Raw genomic sequence first — 10392 nt, 5'->3', positions numbered from 1 at the left:
GCCGCCCCCGGGTGCGCCACCGGGCCCGCTCGCCGTGCGGGGACGGCCGTCAGCGGGCAGCCTGGATCTTCCAGAGGTGTCCCGCGGCCCTGGAGGAGGTGGTCCGCCGTGCCCGACCGGGATGCGCCCGGTCCTCCGCCCGACCGCGCGCCCCCGCACCAGGCGGTGCTCTCCCGCGTACTGACCGGGCTGCTGGACGACGTCCAGGCGCACTCCGGGGCCGTCTACGTGCTCGATCCCGAGGAGAACGTCCTGGTCATGGCGGCCATCGCGGGCCTGCCCCGGGTGTTCGCCGCGCCCTGGGAGCGGGTCGGGCTCGCCGCCCCCATCCCGGTCGCCGACGCGGCCCGCGAACGCCGTCTGGTCTGGGTCGGCGGCGAGGAGGAGATGGCCGGCCGCTACCCCCGGATCGCGGTCGTGCTGCCCTACCCCTTCGCCCTGGCCGCGCTCCCCGTGGCCACCGCCGGCACCGTCTACGGGGCCGTCTACACGACCTGGCCCGGCTCGCACCCGGCGGACCTGTCCCGCACCGAGCGGCAGCGCCTCACCGCCGCCTGCGACCGGCTCGCCGAGTACATGGAGTGGGCCGCCCGCCAGGGCATCCCGGTGCTGCCCGAGTCGGCGATGCGCCCGGCGGAGCTGCCGCCCGGGGAGAACGGCGCCGCCCAGGCCGCCCGGATGGCCGCCCGCCTGCCGTACGGGCTCTGCGCCCTCGACCTCGACGGCCGGGTCGAGTACGCCAACCAGGCCGCCGCCGACCTGCTCGGCGTCCCCCTGGAGCGCCTGCTCGGCACCCCGCCCTGGGTGACCCTGCCGTGGCTGAACGACCCGATGTACGAGGACCGCTACCGGGCGGCGCTGCTCAGCCAGCAGATCACCTCGTTCGTGGCGCTGCGCCCGCCCGGCGACTGGCTCTCCTTCCGGCTCTACCCGAGCACCACCGGGCTCAGCGTGCGCATCACCCGGGCCCGTGCCACGCCCCGGGGAGGCCGTCCGCAGCGCGACGAGGGGGAGGGGCCGGGGCGGCTGGTGACCATCTCGCACGTCCTGAGCCTGGCCAGCGCCCTGACCGAGGCCGTGGGCGTACGGGACGTGGTCGACCTGGTGGCCGACGAGATCATGCCGGCGGTGGGCAGCCGGACCCTGGTCATGCTCGGCTCCTCCGGCGGGCGGCTCCATGTGCTGGGCCAGCGCGGCTACGAGGACCCCTCGCTGGTGGACCGCTTCAACGGGATGCCGCTCACCGCGCACACCCCGGGCGTACGCGCCCTGCTCACCGGCGTACCGGGCTTCTACGAGTCGCGCGCGCAGCTGGAGCGGCTCTACCCGCTGCGCAACGCGACCCCCGACGGGATGGCCGCCTGGGCCTATCTGCCGCTGATCGCCTCCGGCCGGGCCGTGGGCACCTGTGTGCTCGGCTACGCCGAGGAGCGCGCCTTCACGGCCGAGGAGCGCGCGGTGCTGACCAGCGTGGGCGGGCTGATCGCCCAGGCCCTGGAGCGGGCGAGCCTCTACGACGCCAAGCACCGGCTCGCCCACGGCCTCCAGGAGGCCCTGCTGCCGCACACCCTGCCGGACCTGCCGGGTCTGGAGGTGGCCGCGCGCTATCTGCCGGCCACCCAGGGCATGGACATCGGCGGCGACTTCTACGACCTGCTGCCGGTCGGGACGGCGGCAGCCGCCGTCATCGGCGACGTCCAGGGCCACAACGTCACCGCGGCGGCCCTGATGGGCCAGGTCCGCACGGCCGTACGCGCCTACACCGCCGTCGGGCAGACCCCCGGCCGGGTCATGGAGTCCACCAACCGGCTCCTGGTCGAGCTGGCCGCCGAGCGCTTCGCCAGCTGCATCTACCTGCACCTGGACACCGCGCGCGGCCGTGCCCTGCTGGCCCGCGCCGGGCATCCCCAGCCGCTGCTGAGGGACCCGGACGGGCGGGTGCGCACCCTGGACCTGGCGGGCGGCCCGCTGCTGGGCATCGAGGCCGAGGCCGTCTACCCGACCACGGAGGTGCCGCTGTCGCCCGGGTCGGTCCTCGCCCTGTACACCGACGGTCTGGTCGAGGTCTCGGGCGTGGACCTCGACGAGTCGGTGGCGGCGGTCGCCGACCGGCTCGCCGAGGTGGGCGGGCGGCCTCTGGAGGAGGTCGCCGAGGCCCTCGTACGCCATGTGCAGGAGACCCAGGGGCGCAGCGACGACGTGGCGCTCCTGCTGCTCAGGCCCCGGTGAGCGGCGGGGGAGCGGTGCTCTCCCGCTCGATCAGCCGGGGCGGCGGCATCGGGACCGACCGGGCGGCGGCGCCGTCGAGCAGCGCCGTCAGCTCGCGCGCGGCGAGCCGCCCGAACGCGATGGTGTCCCGGGAGAGCGCGGTGAGCCACGGATGGACCATCCGGCACAGCACCGAGTCCTCCCACGACACGATGGAGACGTCCCCGGGCACCGAGAGGCCGAGGCCCGCGACCACGGCCGCGCCGGCCGCGGCCATCACGTCGTTGTCGTAGACCAGCGCGGTCGGTGCCGCCCGGCCGCCCAGCACCCGGCGGGTGACCGCCGCGCCCTCGGTGTCGGAGTAGTCGGTGGTCACCGAGCGGACCCCGGCCAGGCCCCGCCGCTCGGCTTCGGCGCGCAGGGAGCGGATACGGCGGTCGGTGTGGGCGAGTGAGCCGAGGCCCGCGATGTGCACGATCCGGCGGTGGCCCAGCTCGTGGAGCCTGCCGACGACCGCGGCCATCGCCGCGGCGTCGTCGGCGCGCACCTGGGAGAGGTCGGGGTGGGTGCCCGCCAGACCGCCGATGACGACGCCCGGCAGCCCCAGTTCGTCGAGCAGCTCCGGGCGCGGGTCGTCGGTGCGCGGGTCGACCACCAGGACACCGTCCACCCGGTGCTCGGCCCACCACCTCCGGTACACCGCGCACTCGGCCTCCACGTCCTCCACCACCTGGAAGAGCAGACCGAGCTGACGCTCCGCCAGGACCTCCTGGATACCGGAGATCAGCTGGAGGAAGAACGAGTCCACGCCGAGCGTCGCCGCCGGGCGCGCCACCACCAGGCCGACCGTGGCCGCGCCCTCGCCGGAGAGCGCCCGGGCCGCCGTGCTCGGCCGCCAGCCCAGTTGCTCGGCGACCCGGCGGACCCGGTCCCGGGTGACCTCGGAGACGCCGGGGCGGTCGTTGAGCGCGAACGACACCGCGCTCTCCGACACCCCGGCCCGCTGGGCGATGTCCTTCATCGTCGGGCGGCGCGCCGGTGTGCGCCGGGCCGCCCGCGTGTCCTTGCCGGCCGGCGGGCTGTCCGTCACCCGTGCCCCTTTCCCGCTGGTTCCGGCCGATCGCGGCCGGTGAATGCCCCAGCGTACTAATGCGCTTGAGCTCCCTGACTCTAAAGCGCATTAGTAGATCACCGCAACTGTCGTGCGCACAGCCGTGACCTGGGCCTACGTCATTCAACTGGGGCGGCCTATTGACTTTTTGAAGAATCGCACCGCAAAGTCTGCCGATGTGAGCGCCCGGCATCGCGTCCTTGCCGGGGGCGGTCCTCAGGGGCGCCCCCGGCGGCCGGGTTCCGCCGTCCGCACGTCTGGTCCGAGCAAAGGAGCCGTACACCGTGCGCATCTCCCGCAGGGCACTCGCCGCTGCCGCCGTCCTCGCCACCGTCCTGCCGCTGAGCGCCTGCTCCAGCGACTCCGACTCGGGCTCGGGCTCCTCCGACGCGTCCGGCAAGGTCGAAGGGAAGATCACCTTCCAGACCTGGAACCTCCAGGCGAACTTCAAGGACTACTTCAACGGTGTGATCGCGGACTTTCAGAAGAAGTACCCCGGCACCGAGGTGAAGTGGGTCGACCGCCCCGCCGAGGGCTACGCCGACAAGATCAGCGCCGACGCGGCCGGCGGCACCCTCCCCGACGTCGTCAACGTCTCGCCGGACCTGGTGGCCCCGCTCGCCAGGGCCGGGCTCGCGCTCGACCTCGACAAGGCGGCCTCCGACTACCGCAAGGAGTACCTGCCCGGCGCCTGGGAGAGCCACCGGATACCGGGCACGCAGGGCACGTACGCCTTCCCCTGGTACCTCAACACCGGTCCGCTGTTCTACAACAAGCGGCTGTTCACCGAAGCGGGTCTCGACCCACAGAAGCCCCCGAAGACGTACGACGAGGTCTTCGCGGCCGGGCTGCGGATGGCGAAGCAGAGCAACGGGAAGATCGCCACCTTCGCGAACATCCCCACCATCGAGGACTTCGGCCGCTACGGCGTCGAGCAGATGAACAAGAGCGGCGACGGCTTCGCGTTCAACGACGCCAAGGGGGTCGAACTGCTCACCAGGTACAAGGAGTTGTACGACGCCAAGGCACTCGACCCGCAGGCGCTGACCGCCACCCCCGAGTCCACCGGCCACAAGTTCCTGACCGAGTCGGTCGCCATGAACCCGGGCAGCGCACTCGACCTCGCCAACTTCAAGAAGCAGGCCCCGACGCTCTACAAGAACATCGGGATCACCGACCAGATCAGCAGCACCGGCAAGGCGAACATGTACGTCATGGGCGTCATGGTGAACGCCAGGAGCGGCCACAAGCCCGCGGCCGTCGCCTTCGCGCACTTCGTCACCGACGCCACCCGCCAGATGGAGTTCGCCAAGAAGGTCGCCATCTTCCCCAGCACCGCGGGCTCCCTCGACGACCCGTACTTCACCAAGGAGGACGGCAGCGACGAGACCCGGGTGCGGATCGCCGCCGCCAAGTCCCTGAAGACGGCCGTCAACTACACACCGGTGCTCTTCAGCGAACAGATGAAGGTCGCGCTGCGCAACGAGGTGGCCAAGGCGCTCCAGGGCAAGGAGAGCCCCAAGGAAGCGCTTGACAACGCTGTCAAGGCGTGTGACCAGCTGCTGAAGCAGAGCTGAGCCGTCCCGTGGACAGCCCCACCGCCTCCGCCGCCCACCCCTCCGGCACCCTCACCGCAGCCCCGGCGGCCCGGAGCCCCCGCTCCGGGCCGCCGCGGACCGGCCGCCGCATCCGGCGCCATCTGCCCACCAGCCCCTGGCTGTTCGCGGCGCCCGGACTGCTCGTCGTCGGCGTGTTCAGCCTGTACCCGTTCGTCAGCACCGTCCTGAACTCCTTCACCGACCGCCGCACCCTGGTGCCCGGCCACTACGTCGGCCTCGCCAACTTCCGCGAGCTGTGGCACGACGACATGTTCTGGACCGGCCTGCGCAACAGCACCCTGTACGTCCTCGGCGTCGTCCCGGCGCTCGTCGTCCTGCCGCTGCTCCTGGCGATGCTCGTCCAGCGGCACATCCCCGGCATCGCCTTCTTCCGGGCGGCGTTCTACACCCCGGTGGTGGCCTCCATCGTCGTGGTCGGCCTCATCTGGGTGTGGATGCTCGACGACCGGGGGCTGATCAACTCGGTGCTGGAGGCGGTGGGCGCCGGCAAGGTCGGCTTCCTGAGCGACCAGTGGCTGCTGCTCGGCAGCGCCATGGCGGTCACGGTCTGGAAGGGCCTCGGCTACTACATGATCATTTACTTGGCGGCGCTGGCCAACGTACCGCGCGAACTCCACGAGGCCGCCGCGGTCGACGGGGCCGGGGCGGTGCGCCGCTTCTTCACCGTCACCGTGCCCGCCCTGCGCTCCACCATGGTCCTGGTCGCCGCGCTCTCCTCGGTCTCGGCCTTCAAGGTCTTCTCCGAGGTCTATCTGATGGCGGGCCCCGGGGGAGGCCCCGCGGGCGAGGACACCACGCTGGTGATGCTCGTCCAGCGGGTCGGCACGGGCCTGACCGGACGCGTCGGCTACGCCTCGGCGATCTCCGTCGTGGTCTTCGTCATCACCGTCGCACTGATGCTGCTCGTCCTGCGGGCGGACCGGAGGGAGGACGCGTGAGCACCGAAACCGACCCCGGCATCGACGCCGGGTCCCGGTCACGACCGGCGCCCGCCGCACCCCGCCCGCGCGGGATCACCGACGCGGAGGGACGCCGCGTCCCGCTCTGGCAGCTCCTGGTGCGCTACGCCCTGCTCCTGGCGGTACTGGCCCTCACCGTCGGCCCGTTCCTGTGGCAGCTGTCCACCTCGCTCAAGGGGCCGCACGAGGACATCTTCAGCTCCCCGCCCCGGTTCCTGCCCGGCGAGCCGACCCTCGGCAACTACACGCGCGTGGCCGACACCATCCCGGTCTGGGACTACGCCCTGAACTCGCTGAAGGTCGCCGCCGCCAACGTCGTCACCAACTGCGTCGGTGCCTCGCTGGCCGGCTACGCCCTCGCCCGGATGCGCTTCCGGGGCCGCCGGGCCGCCGCCCTCGCGTTCGTCCTCGCCATGCTGGTCCCCGTCGAGGGCATCATCATCGCCCAGTTCACCACCATGCGGGACCTAGGCCTCAACAACACCCTCATCGCGGTCCTGCTGCCCGGCTCCATCGGCGCGATGAACGTCCTGCTGATGCGCAACGCCTTCCTCAACCTCCCGTACGAGATCGAGGAGGCGGCCTACGTCGACGGGGCCAGCGCCTGGCAGCGCTATCTGCGGATCGCCCTGCCCGCCGTCAAGGGCACCCTCGCCGTGGTCGCCATCTTCGCCTTCATGGGCGCCTGGGATGACTTCCTGTGGCCGTTGATCGTCCTCAGCGACCCGGACCGCTTCACCCTCACCATCGGCCTGAACTACCTGCACGGCACCTTCGCCAACGACGAACGGCTCGTCGCGGCCGGCACGGTCATCGCCGTCGCCCCGCTCATCGCGCTCTTCGCCTGTCTGCAGCGCTACTTCTTCCGCGGCGTCGGCGAGGGAGCCGTCAAGGGCTGAGCCCCGGCCTCCGGCTCCTCCACCCGCGGCACGCCCACAGAACGGACCCGCATGCCTTCAGCACAGGCCCGCACGCCTGCCGCCGTGCGCTTCGGCGTCAACTACACACCCGGCCAGGGGTGGTTCCACCACTGGCTCGACTTCGACCTCGACGCCGTACGCGCCGACCTCGACGCGATTGCGGCGCTCGGCCTCGACCACATCCGGGTCTTCCCGGTGTGGCCCTACTTCCAGCCCAACCGCACCCTGATACGGCCGCGCGCGGTCGAACAGCTGGTCCAGCTCGCCGACGCGGCGGGCGAACGCGGCCTCGACGTCAACGTCGACGGCCTCCAGGGCCATCTGTCCAGCTTCGACTTCCTGCCCGCCTGGACGCAGACCTGGCACCGGCGCAACATCTTCACCGACCCGGACGTGCTCGACGGGCAGGCGGCGCTGCTGCGCACCCTCGCCGGAGCGCTCGCGGACCGGCCCAACTTCATCGGGATGACCGTCGGCAACGAGATCAACCAGTTCGCGTCCGGCCCGCACCCCGACCCCGACCGCATCACCCCCGCGCAGGCCGGGGCGTGGGTGGGGCGGATGCTCGCCGCCTGCGAGGAGGGCGCCCCCGGCAGGCCCCATGTGCACGCCGAGTACGACGCGGCCTGGTACCAGGACGACCAGCCCTTCACACCCGCGCACGCCGCCCGGCTCGGCGCCATGACCACCGTGCACTCCTGGGTGTTCAACGGTACGGCCCAGGCACACGGGCGCACCGGTACGGCCACCGAGCACCACGCCGCGTACCTGACCGAGCTGTCGAAGGCCTGGGCCGACGATCCGCACCGGCCGGTGTGGCTCCAGGAGGTCGGCGCGCCCGCGCCGCTGATCCCCGCCGCACACGCCGCCGCGTTCACCGAGGCGACCGTGGTCAACGCGCTGGACTGCGCGGATCTGTGGGGGATCACCTGGTGGTGCTCCCACGACGTGGACCGGTCGCTGGCGGACTTCCCCGAACTGGAGTACAGCCTCGGGCTGTTGACCAGTGACGGGCGCGTCAAACCGGCGGGGTCCATGGTGGCCCTGCTCGCCCAGGAGTGGCGGGGACGGGTACACGCGCCCGCGCCCCGGACCACGGCGCTCGTCGTGGACGTGGGAGACGAGGTCCTGGCGCCGCGCCGTTCCGTGTGCGCGCCGAGGGGGCCGGTCTTCGAGGCGTACGCCCGGCTCGTCGCGGACGGGGTGCGGCCGGCCGCCGTGCTGGCCGGCCGGGCGGAGGACGAGGAGTACCTGGCGCTGCGGGGGATCAAGGAGGTGGTGAGGCCTGGTGCGGTGCGCTAGGGCGTGTTGCGAAGGTCCCGCCTGCCCCGCGGCGCGCCCTGGGAGCGGCGAGCGCGGTCGTTCGGCCGCGGGCCGGTCAGGGTCCGGCCGCGCAGTTCCCCGCGCCCCTTCGGGGCCGACCGGTGTGCCCCTCCACCATCCCTCGACCTGAAACGGAGATCACCCATGCGTCAGCTCCCCACCCGTCGCTCCGTCGTCCTCACCGGCGTCGGGACCGCCGCCGCCCTCGCGCTCCCGTCCGCCGCCGCCCGCGCCGCCGAGGGCCCGGCCCCCGACCTCCAGCCCCACGCTTCCTACTGGTACCCCGACTCCCTGCCCTCCGGTACGCCCGGCCCCGGGATCACCTGGCGCAGCCTGAAGGACTGGAGGGCCGAGGACGACGAGGACCTCGCCTTCAACACCGCCTCCGTGCTGCTCGCCGCCCGGTTCACCCCGGTCCCGGTGAATCGGACCGCCCGCGGCGGCCAGGCCCGTGTCCAGGCGCTCGTCTCCTTCGACCACACCGCGGGCAACCCCTCCCAGGGCGCGCCCACCGCCGACTACTACGCGCTCACCCACTGGGCCTACCTCGACGAACTGGTCTTCTGGGGCGGTTCGGCGGGGGAGGGGCTGATCCTCGCGCCCAACGCGCCGATCGTCGACGCGGCCCACCGCAACGGTGTGCCCGTACTCGGCACCGTCTTCCTGCCGCCTACCGCCTGGGGCGGCGAACTGAGGTGGACCCGCGACCTGGTGCGGCGCGACGCGCTCGGCCGCTTTCCGCTGGCCGCGAAGCTGGTCGAGGTCGCCACCGCGTACGGCTTCGACGGCTGGTTCGTCAACGCCGAGACCGACGGCGGCGACGCCGCCCTCGGCGCCGAGATGCTCGCCTTCGTCACCGACCTCAAGAGGCGCGCCGAGACCGCCGGGCTGCGGATCACCTGGTACGACGCGATGACCATCGACGGCTCGGTCGGCTGGCAGGGCGCGCTCGACGACCGCAACCAGGACTTCTTCCGCACCGCCGACGCGATGTTCGTGGACTTCCGCTGGTCACCGCGGAGCCTGGCGGACTCGGGCGACCTGGCGCGGCGGCTGGGCCGCGACCGCTACGAGCTGTGGGCCGGGATCGACGTCGAGGCCCGGGGCTGGAACACCCCGGTGGACTGGGACGCCATCGTGCCCCGGGACCGGCCGCACACCGTCTCCTACGGTCTCTACCGGCCCGAGTGGACGCGCAACCAACTGCCGCCCGAGGGCCGGACACCCGGGCGGTTCCACGCGGCCGACGACCGCTTCTGGACGGGCCGCTCGCTCGACCCCTCCCAGCCCGACACGGACGGCTGGCGTGCCCCGGCGACGGTCGTCGCCGACCGCTCGACGGTCGACCGGCTGCCGTTCGCGACCTCCTTCAACACCGGGCACGGGCTGCGCTGGTACCAGGACGGCGAGGTGGTCTCGGCCGCCGAGTGGAACCACCTCGGCCTCCAGGACCGGCTGCCGGGCCGCCGCTGGGTGGTCCGCTCGGCCGGACGCCGGCCGGCCGTCACCCTCGACTTCGCCGACGCCTGGCGCGGCGGCTCCAGTCTGCTGGTCGACGGTGACTTCGACGCCCCCGCCACCGTCGAACTCCACGCGACCCGGCTGCCGCTGACCCGCTCCACGGTCGTCGAGCTCACCCACCGGGCCGACGCGGGCACGGTGACGGTCGAGCTCGCCGTGGCCCTGCGCGAGCCCGCCCGACCGGGCGAACCGGTCCCGTACATCTACCTCCCCGCGGGCCGGCTGAAGGCGGGCGGCGCCGGGTGGACCACCTCGACCCTGCGGCTCAGCACCCTGCGTCCGAACCTGCTGACACCGGCCGCCCCACGCGTGAACGGACGCCTCGGCACCCTGCGTTCACTCGGCGTCCGGCTCACCGCGCACGGCCGTGCCACCTGGCGTCTGGGCGCGCTGGCGGTACGCGACCGGGCCGCCGCACCCGTGCCCGCGCCCACCCGCGCGCGCGTCACCGGCTCGGCGACCGGTGCCGGGGGCACCTCGCTGCGCTTGGCATGGCACCCGTCGCCCGGCGCGGTGCGCCACTACGAACTGCACCGGCTGCTCCCGGGAGGAAACCGCCGCTTCCTCGGGGGAACGTGCGGGAATGCCTTCTTCGTTCCCGCACTGGAGCCGGAAGGAGGCGAACGCTCGGCCCGGTTCGAGATACGGGCCGTCGACGAGCTCTACACCGCCTCCGCACCGGCCACCACCGTCCACTCCTGGTGACATCCGCCCCCGCCGCACCCGCACCC

Annotated in this window: 7 protein-coding genes; 6 read left to right on the top strand and 1 reads right to left on the bottom strand. The window is 73.0% G+C overall.

Annotation, left to right across the window (positions count from 1 at the left end; genetic code table 11):
- The first annotated feature begins 108 nt into the window (after positions 1-108).
- The gene (locus ACJA3G_RS20015; RefSeq protein ID WP_406554386.1) at positions 109-2229 is read left to right on the top strand and encodes a SpoIIE family protein phosphatase; all 2121 of its coding nucleotides are present in this window, start codon (positions 109-111) and stop codon (positions 2227-2229) included.
- Here ACJA3G_RS20015 and ACJA3G_RS20010 read toward each other — a convergent pair.
- Positions 2216-3229: a LacI family DNA-binding transcriptional regulator gene (locus ACJA3G_RS20010; RefSeq protein ID WP_406554388.1), complete on the bottom strand. Its 1014-nt coding sequence runs from the start codon at positions 3227-3229 to the stop codon at positions 2216-2218. The two genes, ACJA3G_RS20015 and ACJA3G_RS20010, sit on opposite strands and share 14 nt — an antisense overlap.
- Positions 3230-3603: 374 nt before the next feature.
- Here ACJA3G_RS20010 and ACJA3G_RS20005 point away from each other — a divergent pair, with 374 nt between their 5' ends.
- The 5 genes from ACJA3G_RS20005 (at position 3604) to ACJA3G_RS19985 (ending at position 10366) form a co-directional block, all read left to right on the top strand.
- Entirely contained in the window at positions 3604-4896 is a 1293-nt protein-coding gene (locus ACJA3G_RS20005) for an ABC transporter substrate-binding protein (protein ID WP_406554385.1), read from the top strand.
- Between the two features lie 8 nt (positions 4897-4904).
- Positions 4905-5876, top strand: a complete 972-nt coding sequence (locus ACJA3G_RS20000; RefSeq protein ID WP_406554384.1) for a carbohydrate ABC transporter permease — start codon at positions 4905-4907, stop codon at positions 5874-5876.
- A 20-nt stretch (positions 5877-5896) separates the two neighbouring features.
- Entirely contained in the window at positions 5897-6796 is a 900-nt protein-coding gene (locus ACJA3G_RS19995; protein ID WP_406554387.1) for a carbohydrate ABC transporter permease, read from the top strand.
- Positions 6797-6847: 51 nt separating this feature from the next.
- On the top strand, positions 6848-8119 hold the full coding sequence (locus ACJA3G_RS19990) for a glycosyl hydrolase (RefSeq protein WP_406554383.1): 1272 nt from the start codon (positions 6848-6850) through the stop codon (positions 8117-8119).
- Positions 8120-8284: 165 nt separating this feature from the next.
- Positions 8285-10366: an endo-beta-N-acetylglucosaminidase gene (locus ACJA3G_RS19985; RefSeq protein WP_406554382.1), complete on the top strand. Its 2082-nt coding sequence runs from the start codon at positions 8285-8287 to the stop codon at positions 10364-10366.
- Positions 10367-10392 lie beyond the last annotated feature (26 nt).

The sequence above is a fragment of the Streptomyces sp. YS-3 genome, assembly GCF_045257485.1.
In the GTDB taxonomy this organism is placed as follows: domain Bacteria; phylum Actinomycetota; class Actinomycetes; order Streptomycetales; family Streptomycetaceae; genus Streptomyces.
Note: the sequence above shows the minus strand (reverse complement) of the source record. Positions and strands in the feature narration are given on the sequence as shown.

What these genes read in the sequence shown, in the direction of transcription:
- ACJA3G_RS19985 (WP_406554382.1), top strand. Translation starts at nt 8,285, where the DNA reads ATGCGTCAGCTCCCCACCCGTCGCTCCGTCGTCCTCACCGGCGTCGGG.
- ACJA3G_RS19990 (WP_406554383.1), top strand. Translation starts at nt 6,848, where the DNA reads ATGCCTTCAGCACAGGCCCGCACGCCTGCCGCCGTGCGCTTCGGCGTC.
- ACJA3G_RS20010 (WP_406554388.1), bottom strand. Translation starts at nt 3,229, where the DNA reads ATGAAGGACATCGCCCAGCGGGCCGGGGTGTCGGAGAGCGCGGTGTCG.